Genomic DNA, 17,346 nt, shown 5'->3' on the forward strand with positions numbered 1-17,346 from the left:
TTGCCGATTGGTTCTAAATAGGTTCTATTGCCTGCCCATGGATAGAACCAGTCTGATAGGGGAACTGAACAGCCGCGGTCTGCGTGACGCGGGCCTGACCGGGCCGCTCTACAAGCGGCTGGCGCAGGCCCTGACCGGCCTTGTGCAGGAAGGCCTGCTGAAGCCCGGCACAGCGCTGCCGGGCGAGCGCGACCTTGCCGAGGCCTTGAAGCTCGGCCGCGTAACCGTGCGCACCGCCTATCGCGATCTGATGGCGTCGGGCGTACTGGAATCGCGCCATGGAAGTGGTACTTTCGTATCAAGCAGAGTGGAGCGCATGGAACAGTCGCTCTGGCGGCTTTCCTCCTTCTCCGCCGACATGCGCTCGCGCGGGCGGCTGCCGGCCGCACGGATCTTGTCGCGGTCGGTCAACAGGCCGTCGCCGGAGGAATCCTTCCTGCTCGGCCTCGGTGGCGACGAGCCGGTTCTGCGGCTCGACCGCTTGCGTCTTGCCGACGGCCTGCCGCTGGCGATTGAGCGCGCCGTGGTGCCGATCAAGTTCCTGGGCGACGATGCCGGCGGCGAAGGATCGCTTTACGATGCGCTGGCGGCCAACGGCCACAGGCCGGTGCGGGCGCTGCAGCGGCTGACCGCGGTCACCCTCGACCCGTCCTCGGCCGCCATCCTGAACGTCAAATCAGGCGCGCCGGCGCTTCTGATCGAACGCGTCTCGCGCCTGGAAGACCAGCGCGTCGTTGAATACACCCGCTCGCACTATCGCGGCGATGCCTATGATTTCGTTGCCGAATTGAGAATCGGAGATGACCTATGAGTGAGAATCAGTCGCTGATGCTGCAGGAAGCCGGCCAGTCGCCGGAGGTGGTGGCCACACTTCTCGAAAAGGAAAAGCCGGTCTTTGCCGAGATCGCCCGGCTGTTTTCGTCCGCCCGCCCGAGCGTCGTGACGACGGCGGCGCGCGGCTCTTCGGATCACGCCGCCACCTTCTTCAAATATCTCTTCGAGATCACCTGCGGCGTTCCCGTCGCGTCCGTCGGTCCGTCGATCGCTTCCGTCTACGGCGCCGCACTCCATCTGAAGGGCGGCGTGCATTTCACTGTCTCGCAGTCGGGTGCCAGCCCCGATATCGTGGCGCTGCAGGAGGCGGCTAAGAAGGGCGGGGCGACGACGATCGCCGTCGTCAACGTCACCGACAGCCCGCTGGCAAAACAGGCCGATATCGTTCTCGGCCTGAATGCCGGCGCCGAAAAGAGCGTTGCGGCAACGAAGTCCTTCATCGCTTCCGTTGCCGCTCTTGCCGGCGTCACGGCTGCGATCGGCGGCGGGTTCGACCTGCAGACAGCGCTCGCCAAGCTGCCGGAGGCGCTTTCGGCAACCGCCGGGATCGATACGGCGGCAGCCGAAGACGTGCTCTTCCACGCGACCTCGCTCTATACGGGCGGCCGTGGCCCGGCTTTCGCGATCGCACTTGAAGCGGCATTGAAGGCCAAGGAAACCGCCGGCCTGCATGCGGAGGCCTTTTCGCTGGCGGAACTGATGCACGGTCCGATGCGCCTGGTGCAGCCGGGCTTTCCGATCGTCGCCTTTGCGCCCGACGACGCGGCCTTCGCCAATAACGGCCAGGCGCTGGAGCGGCTGCAGAAGCTCGGCGCCACCACCGTCGGTTTCTCCACGCAGCCGCTCTCCGGCCTCAATCTGCGGGTGCCGACGACGGGCAACGGTCTCGTCGATCCGCTGGTGTCGCTGCTCGTCTATTACCGGCTGATCGAGTCGGTGACGCGCCGCAAGGGCTTCGATCCGGACAAGCCGGCAAACCTGCTCAAGGTGACGGAGACGGTCTGATGGCCCGCAAGATCTTCATCGGCGCTCGTATTTTCGACGGCGAGCGCTTTCATGACGACAAGGCGCTGATCGTCGCCGGCGGCCGGATCGAAGCGATCGTTGCGACAAACGATCTGCCGGACGGCGAGACGGTGACGCTTGCCGGCGGCGTGCTTTCGGCCGGCTTCATCGATGCGCAGGTCAACGGCGGCGGCGGGCGGATGCTGAACGACGAACCATCAATCGCGTCGATGGAGATCATCGCACAGGGGCATCGGCCCTATGGCACGACGTCACTGCTGCCGACGCTGATCACCGACACATCGGAGGCCTCCATTGCCGCGATCGAGGCCGCGATCGAGGCTGTCAAAGGGAACCGCGGCGTCGCCGGCCTGCATCTCGAAGGCCCGCATCTGGCGCCGGCGCGCAAAGGCGCGCATCTGGCCGAATTGATGCGGCCGGTCGAGGATCGCGACGTCAAGGCCTTCATCCGTGCGCGTGAGGCGATCGGCACGCTGCTCGTCACTATCGCCGCCGAACAGGTGACGGTTGCCCAGGTAAGCGAGCTTGCCGAAGCCGGCGTCACCGTCAGCATCGGCCATTCCGATTGTTCGAGCGAGGCGGCGGAGGAACGTTTCGATGCCGGGGCGCGCGGCGTCACGCATCTCTTCAACGCCATGAGCCAGCTGGGACATCGCGCCCCCGGCCTCGTCGGCGCCGCGATCGATCATCCCTCCACCTGGTGCGGCATCATTGCCGACGGTCATCACGTCGATCCGAAGGCCTTGCGCACGGCGCTGCGCGCCAAGCGGGGCGAAGGCAGACTGTTCTTCGTCACCGATGCGATGTCGCTCGTCGGATCAAAAGAGGATTCGTTCACGCTGAACGGCCGCATCGTCCGGCGCGAAAGGGGCGGCTTCTGCTCGAAGCTGGTGCTCTCCGACGGCACGCTCGCCGGTTCCGACGTCGACATGATCTCGACGATCCGTTACGGCGTCACCTATCTCGACCTGACGCTCGCCGAGGCTCTGCGCATGGCGACCCTCTATCCCGCGCGTTTCCTCAGGCTTGCCGATCGCGGCCATCTCTCGCCGGGCGCGCGCGCCGATCTCGTCCATCTCACCGATGCGCTCTCTGTTACCGCCACCTGGCTTGCCGGCGAAGCGGCCTGACATCAAGGAGACCTGGCATGACTGATATCATCGATGCCTATTTCTCCAATCTGATCGGTCGGCTGGAGACGCTGAAGCAGGTACTTGCCGAGCCGATGGCGCAGGCAGCATCGGTGATCCTCGATGCCGCCCGCGGCGACAAGCGCGTCTATGTCTTCGGCACCGGCCATTCGCACATGCTGGCGGAAGAGGTGCACTACCGCGCCGGCGGGCTCGCCTTCACGGTGCCGGTGCTTGTCGGGTCGGCCATGCTGCACGAGGGAGCGGTCATCAGCTCGGTCTATGAACGCACCCAGGGCCTGGTGCGGCCGATGCTGGAGCGTTACGGCATGCAGCCGGGCGACGTCATTATCATTGCCTCGAATTCCGGCGTGAACGCCGCGCCGATCGAAGCCGCCGACTATGCGCATGAAATCGGCGCCAAGGTGATCGCCATCACCTCGATCGCCTATTCCGCAGCGATCGCCAATGGCCGCCGGCGGCTCGCCGAAGTCGCCGATATCGTGCTCGACAACGGGCTGCCGCCGGGTGATGCCGTTCTCGACCTTGCAGGCACAGGACTTCGGGTCGGGCCGGTCTCGACGGCGGTCGGGGTCACAGTCATCAATGCGATCTTTGCCGAAGTCGCCTCGGAACTTTCCAAATCCGGCGATGCGCCGGTCTATCTCAGCGCCAACATGCCGGGGGCGGCCGAGATCAATCAGAAGCTGGTGAAGAAGTACAGGCCGCGCAATCCGCATCTCTGATATCGCGGATACAAAAAAGGCCGGTCTGAGCCGGCCTTTTGAGCGAGATGCAACCAGGATCAGTCCTTGGCGCGCTCGACGTAGGAATTGTCTTCGGTCGCGATGACGACGCGGGTGCCGGCATTGATATGCGGCGGCACCATGGTGCGCACGCCGTTCGACAGCATGGCCGGCTTGTAGGAGGACGACGCCGTCTGGCCCTTGACGACCGGCTCGGTCTCGGTGATTTCGAGCGTGACGTGGCGCGGCAATTCGAGCGCCAGCGGAATGCCTTCATGGATCGACAGGATGCAGGACATGCCTTCCTGAAGGAAGGCCTTCTGGTCGCCCATGGTTTCGACGTCGACCACGACCTGGTCGTAGGTCGCCGGGTTCATGAAGTGGAAACCTTCGCCGTCTTCATAGAGATACTGGAAGGAGACGTCTTCGACGAAGGCGCGCTCGACCTGTTCGGTGGTGCGCCAGCGCTCGGAAACCTTCACGCCGTCAACGATGCGGCGCATGTCGACCTGGGTGACCGGCGTGCCCTTGCCCGGATGAAAGTTCTGGGCGGTGAGAACGACGTAAAGCTTGCCGTCGACATCGAGAACGTTGCCCTTGCGGACCGAAGAGGCGATGACCTTGACCATAAGACTTCCTTGTAACTCGGCTTTCGGCGTCGTAGAGGACTGTCGAAACGCCCTGAAGACGCAAATATTTTTCTTTGGGGGCGCAACTAACCTAAAATCCGGGAAATAGCCACCCCCATACCGGCTTCTCCGGCGAAGAAAGCTTGGAATGAACTCTGCGGCCAAAGCGTCCCCCTGGTGGACCCCGTCCGTGCATGCCGATCGCCGCCCGTTCCTCATCGGGCGCAATGCGATCCAGGCCACGTTGCGCGGGTTTTTCGCGCGCGAGGACTTCATCGAGGTGGATACCGCGGTGCTGCAGATATCGCCGGGCAACGAGGCGCACCTGCATGCCTTCGCGACGGAAGCGGTGACGACGGACGGGCAGAGGGCGCCGTTTTATCTGCACACTTCGCCGGAATTCGCTTGCAAGAAGCTGCTTGCTGCCGGCGAGCAGCGCATCTCCTGTTTTGCCCATGTCTACCGCAACCGCGAGCGGGGGCCGCTGCATCATCCCGAATTCACCATCCTCGAATGGTATCGGGCCGGCGAAAGCTATGAGAGCCTGATGATGGATTGCGTGCGCATTCTGGCGCTTGCGGCCGAGACGGCGAAGACTGACAGGCTTGGCTATGGCGGCCGTGAGAGCGATCCCTTTGCAGGGCCGGAGCGGGTGAGCGTCGCCGAAGCGTTCGAGCGCCACGCCGGCATCGATCTTCTCGCCTCCGTCGCCGCCGACGGTTCGACCGATCGTGAGCATCTGGCGGCCGAAGTCCGGCGCGTCGGCATGCGTGTGGCCGAAGACGACGGCTGGGCCGATCTCTTCAGCCGGGTGCTGGTCGAGAAAATCGAGCCGCATCTCGGCTTCGGCCGCATCACCATCCTCGACGAATATCCGGTCTCGGAGGCGGCCCTTGCCCGCCCATCAGCCGGCGATCCGCGTGTTGCCGAGCGTTTCGAACTCTATGCCTGCGGCGTCGAGCTCGCCAACGGCTTCGGCGAGCTGACCAACGCCGCCGAACAGAAGCGGCGGTTCGAGATCGAGATGGCCGAGAAGATGCGGGTCTATGGTGAGACCTATCCGATCGACGAGGATTTCCTGGCGGCGCTGTCGTCGATGCCCGAGGCAAGCGGCATTGCGCTCGGTTTCGACCGGCTTGTCATGCTGGCGACGGGCGCTTCGCGCATCGATCAGGTGCTCTGGGCACCGGTCGCGGAGTATGGGCGATGAACGCCGTCAAGCCGCTCAAGAGCGTCGATGATCTTCTGCAGGCAGGTCTGGCCACGCTCGGCGATCGTGCAATGCTCGACGAAGTGGCCGCGCGTTACGCGATCGCGCTGACGCCTGCCGTCACGACGCTGATCGACCGCGCCGATCCCGATGATCCGATCGCACGGCAATTCGTGCCCGACGCCGCCGAACTGACGGTCGCGCCCGAGGAACGCGCCGATCCGATCGGCGACCATACCCATAGCCCCGTCGAAGGCATCGTCCACCGCTATCCCGATCGCGTACTGCTCAAAGCCGTGCATATCTGCCCGGTCTATTGCCGCTTCTGCTTCCGACGCGAAATGGTCGGACCGCAGGGTCTCGGCACGCTCGATGCGGCGGCGATGCAGAAAGCCTTCGATTACATAGCCGGCCACCAGGAGATCTGGGAGGTGATCCTCACCGGCGGCGATCCGCTGGTGCTTTCCGCGCGCCGGCTCCGCGACATCATGGAGGCGCTGGCGGCAATCGCGCATGTCAAGATCGTGCGCTTCCACACCCGCATTCCCGTGGTCGATCCCGAAAAGATCGACGCGGCGCTGATCGATGCCCTGAAGGCGAGCGGCAAGACGGTCTATGTGGCGCTGCATGCCAACCATCCGAGGGAGCTGACAAGCGAAGCGCGCGCGGCTTGCGCCCGCCTGGTCGACGCCGGCATCGCCATGGTCAGCCAGTCGGTACTGCTGAAGGGCGTCAATGACGATCCCGACGTGCTTGCCGAACTGATGAAGGCCTTCGTCGAGATCCGCGTCAAACCCTATTACCTGCACCATCCGGATCTCGCGCCCGGCACCGGCCATTTCAGATTGACGATCGACGAGGGGCAGCGGATCGTCGCGGCGCTGCGCGGACGGATTTCCGGGCTTTGCCAGCCGGCCTATATCCTCGATATCCCAGGCGGCCACGGTAAGGCCGTCATCAGCGAAAGCGTTATCAGGGCAACAGGTGACGGATGTTATTCCGTCTCGGACTATCGCGGCGGCGAGCATTTCTATCCCCCCGCCGGTTGACGCAAAATGGCGCTTTGCGTGTCATTTCTGTACTCGTCGCGTCGACGAGCGCCGCAAGCTTCGTTGTCGAAACTCTATTAAACTATTGATGTAGAATTGTTATTTTTACTCCAGCCAAGCCGATCGCTAAAATCCTAACTGTGAGTGCTAATCATATTTAACCCAACAAATTAGCGGAATGTTCTGTTTTCCTCACTAAAAGAACGCTCATGACAAGGCGATGAACGCCGGTTCGGGATCATGAGAATCTTGGAGTGATGGGATGAATACGACAATCCGCGACCTCGTAGCCAAATTTGGCAAGCTTCCGACGTCGATCGACCAGATCGCCGACGATGCCGATCTTTATGCAGCAGGTCTGACGTCCTTCGCTTCGGTGCAGCTGATGCTCGGCATTGAAGAGGCGTTCGACATCGAATTTCCCGACAATCTCCTGAACCGCAAATCCTTCGCGAGCATCTCGGCGATCGCCAAAACCGTCGATCTCATCCGGGACGGCCGGAAGGTCGCCTGATGAATTTCCCCGTCAAGATCATGCAGGACGGTCTTGTCGCAAGGGTGGCTCGCGTCGCCGAAATCGCGGCCAAACATGCCGATGCCGTTGACGCCGAGGGCCGTTTCCCACGGGAAGCCGTGGATGCCATGAAGGCCGAGAGGCTGCTCGGCATTCAGGTGCCGCACCATCTCGGCGGTGAATCGGCCTCGATCACCGAGATCGCCGAATTGTGCTCGATGCTCGGCCAGGCTTGCGCGGCGAGCGCCATGGTCTTCGCCATGCACCACATCAAGCTGTCGAGCCTTGTCGAACACGGCGCCGACAGCCAATGGCATTGCCATTTCATGCGCCGCATTGCTGCCGAGCAGCTGCTGATCGCCTCCGCCACCACCGAGGGCGGGATCGGCGGAAACCTGCGCAACAGTATTTGCGCGGTCGAAGTCGATGGCGATATCTGCCGCCTCGAAAAGGATGCGACCGTCATTTCCTACGGCTCGCATGCCGACGCCATTCTCATCACCTCGCGCGCCCACGCCCAGGCCGCCTCCTCCGATCAGGTACTGACGGCCTTCCTCAAGGATCAGTACACGCTCGAAAAGACGCATGTCTGGAATACGCTCGGCATGCGCGGCACCTGCTCCGACGGCTTCCTGTTCAAAGGGCAAGCGCCGGCAGACCAGATGCTGCCGAAGCCTTTTGCCGAGATCGCGGCGCAATCCATGCTCGCTTCCTCGCACCTGTTGTGGAGCGGCGTCTGGTACGGGATTGCGGTCGACGCCGTTGCTCGCGCACAGGCCTTCGTGCGCGCCGCCGCCCGCAAGGCCCCCGATGCCCAGCCGCCCGGCGCCCTGCGCCTCGCCGAGGTCTCGAACCTGCTGCAGATGGTGAAATCCAACGTCGTGGCCGGCCTGAAGGCCTACGAACATGCCAAAGCCGATCCCGACAGGCTGTCGTCGATGGGCTTTGCCGTGGCGATGAACAACGTCAAGATCGCCTCGTCCGAGACGATCCTGGAGATCGTCAACCATGCCATGCTGATCTGCGGTATCATGGGCTACAAGAACGGCACGCCCTTCAGCCTCGGACGCCATCTGCGCGACGCGCATTCCGCACAACTCATGATCTCGAACGACCGCATCCTCGGCAATACGTCGAGCATGCTTCTTGTCCACAAGCAGGACACTAGCCTACTGGGGTAACAGTCATGGATATGCAGACCTCGTTTCTCGACCGGCTTTTCGAAGCCGGCCTGCTGATCGACACGGGCATCGATGGACTCTATGGCCGCAGCGGCCAGTTCGAAGAGGTGATCGCTGCCTTCGAACGCCTCATCGACAAGGTCGGCGGCGGCGACGGTGCGGAGGCCATGCGCTTTCCTCCGGGCATGAACCGCGCCTTCTTCGAAAAGAGCGGCTACATGAAGAGCTTCCCGCAGTTGGCCGGCACGGTCCACAGCTTCTGCGGCAGCGAACTCGATCATGTCAGCCTGCTGCAATGCATGGAAGTCGGCGAGGACTGGACCAAGGGGCAGGAGGCGACCGACATCGTGCTGACGCCGGCGGCCTGCTATCCGCTCTATCCGACGGTCGCCAAGCGCGGCAATCTGCCGAAGACCGGCGGCCTCTTCGACCTGCAATCCTATTGCTTCCGCCACGAGCCGTCGAAAGACCCGGCCCGCCAGCAGCTGTTCCGGATGCGCGAATATGTCTGCATGGGCACCGAAGAGCACGTCACCGATTTCCGCCAACGCTGGATGGATCGCGGCGTCGAGATGATGAAGGCCGTCGGCCTCGACGTGACGATCGATATTGCCAACGATCCGTTCTTCGGCCGCGCCGGCAAGATGCTCGCCAACAATCAGCGCGACCAGAATCTGAAGTTCGAACTGCTGATCCCGATCACCTCGGCCGCCAATCCGACCGCCTGCATGAGCTTCAACTATCATCAGGATGCCTTCGGCGCGAAATGGGGCCTCAACCTCGAGGACGGCAGCGTTGCGCACACAGCCTGTGTCGGCTTCGGGCTCGAGCGCATCGCGCTTGCGCTGTTCCACCATCACGGGCTCGACGTGAAGCAATGGCCGGCCAATGTGCGGAAAGCGCTGTGGGGCTGAGCTACTCGATGACATCGGTATTCCCGGGGATCAGCCCGGAAAGCTACCGTCAGCACGCGCTGCATTCCAGCGAGCGCGCCTGGCCGGAAACCAACTGTTACGTCGATCTGTGGATCGAGGTGCTGGCGACATCGGGGGCGGCACCCGAGGCGATGCTGGGTTTCACCCTGACGCAGGATTTCGAAGGCGACCAGTTCACCTTCTTCAAGGTGCCGCTCGAGGATCTCGAGACGCTTTACGGCATCCGCGCGACCGAGCTTGCCATCTATGACCGGGTCGAGCGGCATGTCGAGGTGCAGATCGCGCGGGGCCGCCTCTGCCTGATCGAGATGGATTCCTTCTATATGCCGGATACGCGCGGCACCGCCTACCGGCAGGAACACGGCAAGACGACGGTTGCGATCAACCGGCTGGACGTTGCGGCCAAGCGTGTCGACTATTTCCACAATGCCGGCTATTTCCGCCTCGAAGGCGAGGATTTCGACGGGCTGTTCCAGCTGCAGCTGACGGAGAACGACCCGCCGTTCCTGCCTTACACGGAATTTGCGCGGTTCCCGGAAAAGCCCGCCGACGAAGCACATCTGCGCGCGACCGCGCGTCGGCTTGCCGGGGTTCATTTCAACAGGCGGCCCAGAGAAAATCCGATCCGCGCCTTCGCCGCTGTCTTTCCGCAACAGGTGGAAGCGGTGGCCGAGCGGCCGTTCGGCTTCTTTCACAAATATGCCTTCAATACGCTTCGCCAGGTCGGCGCCAATTTCGAGCTGGCGGCCGATCACCTGGCGTGGCTCTCCGCGGATGAATTCGCAACCGCCGCCGAGCATGCCAGGCACATTTCGGACGCGGCGAAATCCGTGCAGTTCCAGCTCGCCCGCGCCGTCGCCCGCCGGAAGTTCGAGCCGCTGCAGGCAGCTCTTGATCCGGCCGCCAATGCATGGGATTTGATGATGGCATCGCTTGCAGAGCGAATCTGAGGCCGGAGATCAGACCATGCGGGGGCGTTTGGCAAGCATCGGAGCCGAGGAAAGCATGCTTTCCGAAGGCTGGAACCTGATCCTGACGGAACCGGATGCCTGTGCGGTGCCGCACGACATTCCGCTCTCCGCGCAGTTCATTCCCGCACCCGTACCCGGCACCGTCGCCGCCGCACTCGAAAAAGCCGGACTCTTCGACCGGGAAAATCCGGAACCGCTGAACACGAAAGACGCCTGGTATCTCTGCCGGCTCTTCGATGCCGAGCCCGGCGATGCGATCCTGCGTTTCGCGGGGCTCGCGACGCTGTGCCATGTCTTTCTCAACGGCCAGGAAATCCTCTTTTCCGAAAGCATGTTCACGGCGCACGAGATTCCCGTGACGCTTACGGGCGGCGACGAACTGGCGCTCTGCTTCCGGGCGCTCGGCCCGCGGCTGTCGGAGCCCGGCCCGCGCGCGCGCTGGCGGCCGCAGATGATCACGCCGGTAGGCCTGAGAAATTTCCGCACGACGCTGCTCGGCCATATGCCGGGCTGGTGCCCCGATATTCACGCGGTCGGCCCGTGGCGACCGATTTCGCTGCTGCGGCGCAATCCCGTCTCGATCGACAATGTCTCCATCCGCGCCGTCCTGGACGAGAGCGGCGTCGGCCGGCTGAGCGTTTCCCTGCACAACAATGCCGACAACCCGTCGATGCTGCTGCGCTGCGGCGGCATGGAACAGCCGTTCGAGAAAGTCGGCGACAATCATTATTCGGCTATCCTCAAGCTGGCCGACATCGAGCCCTGGTGGCCGCACACCCATGGCGCTCCACGTCTCTACGAACTGACGCTGGTTTCCGATGGCGCCGAGTACTTGCTCGGCAGCACCGGCTTCCGGCGTATCGAGGTCGAGCGCGGCGATGACGGCGATGCCTTCGCGCTTCTCGTCAATGGCGAGCGCGTCTTTTGCCGCGGCGCGGTGTGGACGACGGCGGATATCGCCCGCTTGCCAGGCGGACGGGCGGACTACGAGCCGTTCCTGCGTCTTGCCACTGACGCCGGCATGAACATGATCCGCATCGGCGGCACCATGACCTATGAGACGCCGGATTTCTTTGCGCTCTGCGACGAGCTCGGCCTGCTCGTATGGCAGGACTTCATGTTCGCCAATTTTGACTATCCGCGCAACGACAAGACTTTTCTCGGTCACGTGCATGCCGAGGTCGAGGAATTCCTGCACGGCGTCCAGGCCTCGCCTTCGCTCGCGGTGCTTTGCGGCGGCAGCGAGATCCACCAGCAGGCGGCGATGCTCGGCCTGCCGATGGAATTCTGGAGTGGGCCGATCACCGATGAGATCATCCCGGCCGTCATCGCGCGCATGCGTCCCGACGTTCCCTATGTCCCGAATTCTCCCTATGGCGGCGCAATGCCTTTTTCGCCGAACGCCGGTATCGCGCATTATTACGGCGTCGGCGCCTATATGCGGCCGATTGCCGACGCCCGCCGCGCCGAGGTGCGGTTTGCCTCCGAAAGCCTCGCCTTCGCGCATGTGCCGCAGCAAAGGACGCTGCATCGTCATCTCGACGTGCCGGCCGTCCACAGCCCGCTCTGGAAGGCGCGCGTGCCGCGCGACCGCAGCGCATCGTGGGATTTCGAGGACGTTCGCGACTTCTATCTGCAGCTGCTTTACGGCTGCGATCCGGCCCGGCTGCGCCGCGAAGATCCGGAACATTATCTCGATCTCTCCCGCGCCGTCACCGGCGAGGTGATCGAGGAAACCTTTGCCGAATGGCGGCGCAAGGGCTCCGGCTGCAGCGGCGCGCTCGTCTGGACGCTGCAGGACCTGTTGCCCGGCCCCGGCTGGGGCGTGATCGATTCAACCGGCGAGCCCAAGCCGGTCTGGTATGCGATGCGCCGTGCCTTCCGGCCGGTTCAGACTGTCTTTACCGATGAGGGAACCAACGGCCTCGATGTGCATGTCGTCAACGAGACGGACGCCGCACTCGACGTGGAGCTCGAAGTCTTCTGCCTGCGCGACGGCAAGCAGCAGGTCGTCAGCGGCAATACCGGCTTCAAGCTGGCGGCAAGGAGTGTGGAACGTTTTGCGTCCACCGTGCTGTTCGGCGCCTTCTTCGATACGACCTATGCCTTCCGCTTCGGCCCACCGGCGCATGATGTGGGCGTGGCGCGACTGCGCTCGCTCGCCGACGGCGCCGTTCTTGCCGAAAGCTTCCACTTCCCCGTAGGACGCGGCAAAGCGCTTCACGATGCGGGCATTGAGGCATCGCTCGGCAAGGCCGGCGACGATTGGTTCGTCGATCTCAGAACCGACCGGCTGGCGCAATCGGTGCATATCGACGTCGAAGGCTATCGGGCCGACGACGATTGGTTCCATCTGGCCCCCGGCGCGATGCGGCGCGTGAAGCTTCACGCACTCTCCGGCACGGAAGGCGATCTTCCACCTGCGGGCGAGATCAGAAGTCTGGGCAGTTCACATCGCGTCATGCTCCAGGGCTGATGCTTCCGCCAAAAATAATGCCGACGCATTGAGAAAGACCCGTGATTTGAGAACGATATACCGCTTTCTGCGCGCCCATGTCCTGCAGCGGCTGATTCCGCGGTCGCGTCTGGCCTTCAATCCGCGCAGGCCGGTGGAAATCGTCGGCTATCTCTCGATGGCCGTCGGCGTCGGCGAATCGGCAAGGCTCTGCGCCGGGGCTCTGTCGGAGGCCGGGCGGGCGATTTCGCTCGCCGACGTCAGCACCCATCCCGACGAGAATTCCTTCGCCGGCTGGATGCCGTCGCGTCTTTCCACCGAACCGCCGGGAAGCCGTATCTGGCATCTCAATCCGCCGATGCTGCCGCGCGCCATCCTGAAGAAGGGCGTCGCGAATTTCACCCGCGCCTTCAACATCGGCTATTTCGCCTGGGAGCTCGAAGTCGTGCCGGCGGAATGGCGCAATGCGATGCATTATATGAACGCCGTCTTCGTGCCGTCGGAATTCACCCGGCGGGCGATCGCGCCGCTGACCAAGGCGCCGGTCATCGTCGTCCCGCATCCGGTCACCGAGGCGGCGGCGACCGACGGCATGCGGGAGAGGTTCGGCATCGAGAAGGATGCCTTTCTCGTCAGCTTTATCTTCAGCGCCGGCTCCTCGATCAACCGGAAGAACCCGCAGGCCGTCGTCGAGGCCTTCAGGATCTTTGCCGCCGAAGCCCCAGGCGCTGTCCTGCTGATGAAGGCCAGCGGCGATGTGAACAAGGATGAAGGCCTGCGCGAGCTGATTGCTTCGGTGAAGGGCGAAAGCCGCATCAAGATCGTCACCGACAGGCTGTCGAACGCCGATATCAACGGTCTCATCCGCTGTTCGGACGCCTATCTTTCGCTGCATCGGTCCGAGGGTTTCGGGCTGACGGTCGCCGAGGCGATCATGCAGCGTACCCCCGTTATCTCCACCGCCTGGTCGGGCACGGCGGATTTCTGCGATCCGGACAATACATGGCTGGTCGACTCTCCCCTCATTCCCGTGGTCGATACTCATCCGGAATTTGCCGGGCTCGCGGGCGCGGTCTGGGCCGATCCCTCTCCGCAAGCTGCGGCCGAGCACCTCAGGGACATCTTCCGCGCGCCCGAGCTTGCGCTGGACAAGGCGGAGAAGGCCCGGGCGTTCCTGCTGCGCTATCTCGCTGAGAATAGCTACGAGAAGGCGCTTCAGCGGCTGGCGGCGATGCAGGCGAGCTAAGCTGAGGTCGTCACCCCGCTTTATTTTAACATTTTCGCATTAGAGATGGCGAGTGTCCGGCCTAGTGGGCCGATCCTGACGGATGGACGGATGTCGAAGGGTATTATCGCAAATTCGGTGATGAATGCGGCGGCGGGCATGCTGCTGTTGCTGACGGGATTCGTTTCCTCGATCATCACCGCGCGGCTGTTGGGGCCGGAAGCCAACGGCATCGTCGCCTTTTCGCTCTGGCTGGTGGTCACGGGCGCCTCGATCGCCGAACTCGGCTCCAGCATCACGCTCCTGAAGACGCTGCCGCAGCTATCGGCCGAAGGTTACGACGCACGCCGCCGGCGGGGGTTTGCCGCCATCCTCGTCAGCTTCATGATGTTTTCGACCGTCGTGCTGCTGGCGTTTTACGCGCTGTTTTTCCTGACCTCCGAGGAGATGCACTGGGCCGATACCGCGCCGTCCGTCGCTCTGGTCACCGGCGGGTTGTTCTTCGTCCAGGCGATCGGATCCTTCGTCAAATTCTACCTGATCGGAGAGAAGAAGCTCGGCGCCTTCTTCCGGCTGACCGTCGTCGTCTCGATCGTGCAGCTTGCCGGCGTCGCTGGCGGCGCCGTCCTCTATGGCGTCCAGGGCGTTCTTATCGGTTACGCGCTCGGCCAGCTTGTCTTGTTCTTCGCCACGCTGCCGATCCTTCTTGCGCGGCGGGACTGGTGCGGCGTGTCGCTGAAATACCTCGCCTCCTCCTCCGTCATCCTCTCGCTCCAGTTCATCATCGATTCCATCTTCCTCAACCGGCTCGAACTGCTCTTTCTGCAGCAGTTCTGGTCGGTGGAGATGGTCGGCTATTATGCGGTCGGCCTGTCGATCGCCAATATCGCATTGCAACTGCCGATCCAGATGACCGGCAGCCTGTTGCCCTATTACTCCGAGCGGCGGCACAACAGCGACGATTCGACCTTGCCGGTCGAGGTCTTCGCCGCCGTCACCCGCAGCATGGCCTATATCGTGCTGCCGATGAGCCTCGGGCTTGCGGCAATCTCCAGCGAGCTGGTGCTGGTCGTATTCGGCGAGGCGTTCGGCCGCAGCGGCACGGTGGTGGCGCTGCTGGCGCTGGTGGCGCCCGCCTATACCTTCATGCAGATCCTCAGCCTCTACCTCTTATCGATGGACAGGGCCCGCGCCCGCCTGAATACCAGTGTGATAGGTGGCCTGGTGATGGTAGCGGGTTGTTTACTGATCGTGCCTAGGCTTGCAGCCGAGGGCGCCGCGCTGGTGCGCATCCTCGTCTTCGTTGCAATGTCGGTGATGATGATCAGACAGACCGGATTCGGATCCCAGCTTTCGGGTCTCTATAGAAGCCTGACGAAGGTGACGCTCGCCTCCGTGCTGTGCGCTTGCGGCGCCATTTCCGTGCTGGAATTTGTCCATGGTCCGGCCGGGCTGGTCGGCGCGATCATCGCCGGCACGTTCTGCTATTTCGCAGCGCTGCGGGTGCTGCGCGCCGTACCGACCGAAGATGTTGACGTCATGCGCTCCATTCTCGACAAGATGCCGTCCGTGCTGCGCAAGCCGGTCGGGCACGCAATCAATTTCATTGCGCCGGCGCTTCCCGGCGATCCCGATCGCGCCAAGGTCGCTCCCGGCGAGTTCTCGCTCGAACCGGCCGAGGGGGCTGGACGCAGCGCTGCCCTACCTGTCGTTTTCGACGGTACGATCGGCCTGTTCATGCCTGAGAATGCAGGGGTGAAGAAGCGGTCGGCCGCCGTGCTCTTCGTCAGCCCCTGGGGTTTCGAGGAGATGTGCAGCCGCAAGTTTTTCCGCGTTGCGGCCGAACATTTTTCGGATATCGGTGTGCCGAGCCTGCGCTTCGACTATCGTGGCACCGGCGATGCGCTGGATTTCGACGCGCTGCCGGCAAGGCTGGAAACCTGGGAAAATTCGATCCGCGCGGCGGCCGCCAAGCTGAAGTCGCTCACCGGCTGCGACCGTATCGTCCTCATCGGCCAGGGCCTCGGCGCAACGCTTGCCCAACGCATCGGCTCTTCGATCGACGGCGTCGACAGCCTCGTCATGCTGGCGCCGGTGCTGAGCGGCCGGGCCTATCTGCGCGAACTCACCATGTGGTCGAAGATCATCGATGCCGATCTCGGCCTTGGCAAGGAGCATGTCCAGACCGCCAAGGTTCAGATCGCCGGGCTCGTCATGCCCGAGGAGATCGCCGGCGAGCTCGGCAAGCTCAACATCGCCTCGCCGCAGGGATTGGCGGCGTCGCGCTATCTGATCCTCGAACGTCCCGCCAGGGCCGACGATACCGGCTTTGCCGACACACTGAAGGCGCTTGGCGCCGATGTCGAGCAGACGGCTTTCGAAGGCTATGACGAGCTCGTCACCAATCCACTCTTCGCCAAGACGCCGATGGCTGTCGTCGCGCTGCTGACGACCTGGCTGGAGGGCGCCACGGTGGAGACATCCGCCGCTCCTTCGCCGGCAGAAATCGAGAACCCGCCGCTGGCCGGCGATGGGTTTGTCGAAATGCCGGTCCGTTTCGGAAGCCATGATCACCTGGTCGGCGTCGTCAGCCGGCCGCCCGGCGAGATCAAGGGCAGTGCCGTGCTCTTCCTGTCGACGGCCTATGACCGGCATGCCGGCTGGGGGCGGACGACGGTTGATATGGCGCGCGAGCTTGCGCGCCAGGGCGTGGTTTCGCTGCGCTTCGATTCCGCCAATGTCGGCGACAGTCCGCCGCGGCCCGATGCGCCGGAGCAGGTGCTCTATTCCGATACGCAGACCGCCGATGCGGTCGCCGCGCTCGATCTGCTCGAAGGCATCGCCGCCGGCCCGGTCATGGTGGCCGGCCGATGCAGTGGCGGCTATGTCGCCTTCCGCGCCGGCGTCGCCGACGAGCGGCTGAAGGCCGTCGTGTCGATCAATCCCTTCGTCTATTACTGGGATCCTGAGATACCGGTGCGTAAGGAACATGTTGTCTCCGTTCCCCGCAGCCTTGATGATTACGGCCAGCGCCTGGCGCGGCTCGATACGCTAAAGCGGCTGCTGCGCGGCCAGGTGGATGTCGTCTCTGCGCTGCAGAACATGGTCATCGCTGCCGGTCGTCGTCTGTCCCCATGGATCGCGCCGCTGCTCGAACTGCTTCCCGACCGGCGACACATCGCCCGCGAAGTCCGGCATTCCTTCACTGAGTTCGGCAAGCGCAAGGTGCCGTTGACGCTGATCTACAGCGAAGGCGACGTTGGCCTCGATCACGTCTATTTCCACTTTGGACCGCGCGGCGCCAAGCTCTCCCGCTATCCGAACGTGCGGCTGCTGATGCTGCCGGACGCCGATCACAATCTGACGCCGCCGCAATCACGCAGGTTCGTGCTCGATGAGATTATCCGTCTCGCCAAAGCGTGACGGAATTTCAGGCTGGCA

At 63.4% G+C, this 17,346-nt stretch carries 14 protein-coding genes; 13 read left to right on the forward strand and 1 reads right to left on the reverse strand.

Annotation, left to right across the window (positions count from 1 at the left end):
- The first annotated feature begins 37 nt into the window (after positions 1-37).
- Genes CO655_RS01325 through CO655_RS01340 form a run of 4 tightly spaced genes read left to right on the forward strand, consistent with a single transcriptional unit; the run spans position 38 to position 3,736 of the window.
- A complete protein-coding gene (locus CO655_RS01325) occupies positions 38-811 on the forward strand; it encodes a GntR family transcriptional regulator (protein ID WP_097663541.1) in 774 nt (257 codons plus the stop codon).
- Positions 808-1,839, forward strand: coding sequence for an SIS domain-containing protein (locus tag CO655_RS01330; protein ID WP_097605854.1), 1,032 nt, complete (start codon positions 808-810; stop codon positions 1,837-1,839). The genes CO655_RS01325 and CO655_RS01330 overlap by 4 nt, the downstream gene beginning before the upstream one ends.
- Complete coding sequence (nagA, locus tag CO655_RS01335; protein WP_097663542.1) at positions 1,839-2,990, forward strand: N-acetylglucosamine-6-phosphate deacetylase; 1,152 nt, start codon at positions 1,839-1,841, stop codon at positions 2,988-2,990. Before CO655_RS01330 ends, nagA begins: the two co-directional genes overlap by 1 nt.
- A 17-nt stretch (positions 2,991-3,007) precedes the next feature.
- A complete protein-coding gene (locus tag CO655_RS01340; protein ID WP_097663543.1) occupies positions 3,008-3,736 on the forward strand; it encodes an SIS domain-containing protein in 729 nt (242 codons plus the stop codon).
- A 59-nt stretch (positions 3,737-3,795) separates the two neighbouring features.
- Here the strand turns inward: CO655_RS01340 and efp are convergent, their stop codons facing one another.
- A complete protein-coding gene (gene efp, locus CO655_RS01345; RefSeq protein ID WP_010031711.1) occupies positions 3,796-4,365 on the reverse strand; it encodes an elongation factor P in 570 nt (189 codons plus the stop codon).
- A 148-nt stretch (positions 4,366-4,513) separates the two neighbouring features.
- On the opposite strand from efp, the gene epmA reads away from it, so the two are divergent.
- The 9 genes from epmA (at position 4,514) to CO655_RS01390 (ending at position 17,328) form a co-directional block, all read left to right on the forward strand.
- The gene (gene epmA, locus CO655_RS01350) at positions 4,514-5,575 is read left to right on the forward strand and encodes an EF-P lysine aminoacylase EpmA (RefSeq protein ID WP_097663544.1); all 1,062 of its coding nucleotides are present in this window, start codon (positions 4,514-4,516) and stop codon (positions 5,573-5,575) included.
- Positions 5,572-6,624, forward strand: coding sequence for a lysine-2,3-aminomutase-like protein (locus tag CO655_RS01355; RefSeq protein WP_097663545.1), 1,053 nt, complete (start codon positions 5,572-5,574; stop codon positions 6,622-6,624). The genes epmA and CO655_RS01355 overlap by 4 nt, the downstream gene beginning before the upstream one ends.
- 262 nt (positions 6,625-6,886) lie before the next feature.
- Positions 6,887-7,138, forward strand: a complete 252-nt coding sequence (locus tag CO655_RS01360; RefSeq protein ID WP_010031713.1) for an acyl carrier protein — start codon at positions 6,887-6,889, stop codon at positions 7,136-7,138.
- A complete protein-coding gene (locus CO655_RS01365) occupies positions 7,138-8,319 on the forward strand; it encodes an acyl-CoA dehydrogenase family protein (protein ID WP_097663546.1) in 1,182 nt (393 codons plus the stop codon). The genes CO655_RS01360 and CO655_RS01365 overlap by 1 nt, the downstream gene beginning before the upstream one ends.
- Positions 8,320-8,324: 5 nt before the next feature.
- Positions 8,325-9,233: an amino acid--[acyl-carrier-protein] ligase gene (locus CO655_RS01370; RefSeq protein WP_097663547.1), complete on the forward strand. Its 909-nt coding sequence runs from the start codon at positions 8,325-8,327 to the stop codon at positions 9,231-9,233.
- The gene (locus CO655_RS01375; protein ID WP_176539200.1) at positions 9,224-10,204 is read left to right on the forward strand and encodes a DUF1839 family protein; all 981 of its coding nucleotides are present in this window, start codon (positions 9,224-9,226) and stop codon (positions 10,202-10,204) included. The genes CO655_RS01370 and CO655_RS01375 overlap by 10 nt, the downstream gene beginning before the upstream one ends.
- Before the next feature lie 16 nt (positions 10,205-10,220).
- Entirely contained in the window at positions 10,221-12,701 is a 2,481-nt protein-coding gene (locus CO655_RS01380; protein WP_097663548.1) for a glycoside hydrolase family 2 protein, read from the forward strand.
- A 46-nt stretch (positions 12,702-12,747) separates the two neighbouring features.
- Positions 12,748-13,926, forward strand: a complete 1,179-nt coding sequence (locus tag CO655_RS01385; protein WP_097663549.1) for a glycosyltransferase family 4 protein — start codon at positions 12,748-12,750, stop codon at positions 13,924-13,926.
- Positions 13,927-14,016: 90 nt separating this feature from the next.
- Positions 14,017-17,328 carry an alpha/beta fold hydrolase gene (locus tag CO655_RS01390; RefSeq protein WP_097663550.1) on the forward strand — a complete coding sequence of 1,104 codons (3,312 nt, stop codon included), beginning with the start codon at positions 14,017-14,019 and terminating at the stop codon, positions 17,326-17,328.
- Positions 17,329-17,346 lie beyond the last annotated feature (18 nt).

Origin of the sequence: Rhizobium sp. M1 (assembly GCF_002531805.1) — a bacterium.
In the GTDB taxonomy this organism is placed as follows: domain Bacteria; phylum Pseudomonadota; class Alphaproteobacteria; order Rhizobiales; family Rhizobiaceae; genus Rhizobium; species Rhizobium etli_C.

What these genes read in the sequence shown, in the direction of transcription:
- CO655_RS01355 (WP_097663545.1), top strand. Translation starts at nt 5,572, where the DNA reads ATGAACGCCGTCAAGCCGCTCAAGAGCGTCGATGATCTTCTGCAGGCA.
- CO655_RS01330 (WP_097605854.1), top strand. Translation starts at nt 808, where the DNA reads ATGAGTGAGAATCAGTCGCTGATGCTGCAGGAAGCCGGCCAGTCGCCG.
- CO655_RS01390 (WP_097663550.1), top strand. Translation starts at nt 14,017, where the DNA reads ATGTCGAAGGGTATTATCGCAAATTCGGTGATGAATGCGGCGGCGGGC.
- CO655_RS01325 (WP_097663541.1), top strand. Translation starts at nt 38, where the DNA reads ATGGATAGAACCAGTCTGATAGGGGAACTGAACAGCCGCGGTCTGCGT.
- CO655_RS01370 (WP_097663547.1), top strand. Translation starts at nt 8,325, where the DNA reads ATGGATATGCAGACCTCGTTTCTCGACCGGCTTTTCGAAGCCGGCCTG.
- CO655_RS01340 (WP_097663543.1), top strand. Translation starts at nt 3,008, where the DNA reads ATGACTGATATCATCGATGCCTATTTCTCCAATCTGATCGGTCGGCTG.
- CO655_RS01360 (WP_010031713.1), top strand. Translation starts at nt 6,887, where the DNA reads ATGAATACGACAATCCGCGACCTCGTAGCCAAATTTGGCAAGCTTCCG.
- epmA (WP_097663544.1), top strand. Translation starts at nt 4,514, where the DNA reads ATGAACTCTGCGGCCAAAGCGTCCCCCTGGTGGACCCCGTCCGTGCAT.
- efp (WP_010031711.1), bottom strand. Translation starts at nt 4,365, where the DNA reads ATGGTCAAGGTCATCGCCTCTTCGGTCCGCAAGGGCAACGTTCTCGAT.
- CO655_RS01365 (WP_097663546.1), top strand. Translation starts at nt 7,138, where the DNA reads ATGAATTTCCCCGTCAAGATCATGCAGGACGGTCTTGTCGCAAGGGTG.
- nagA (WP_097663542.1), top strand. Translation starts at nt 1,839, where the DNA reads ATGGCCCGCAAGATCTTCATCGGCGCTCGTATTTTCGACGGCGAGCGC.
- CO655_RS01380 (WP_097663548.1), top strand. Translation starts at nt 10,221, where the DNA reads ATGCGGGGGCGTTTGGCAAGCATCGGAGCCGAGGAAAGCATGCTTTCC.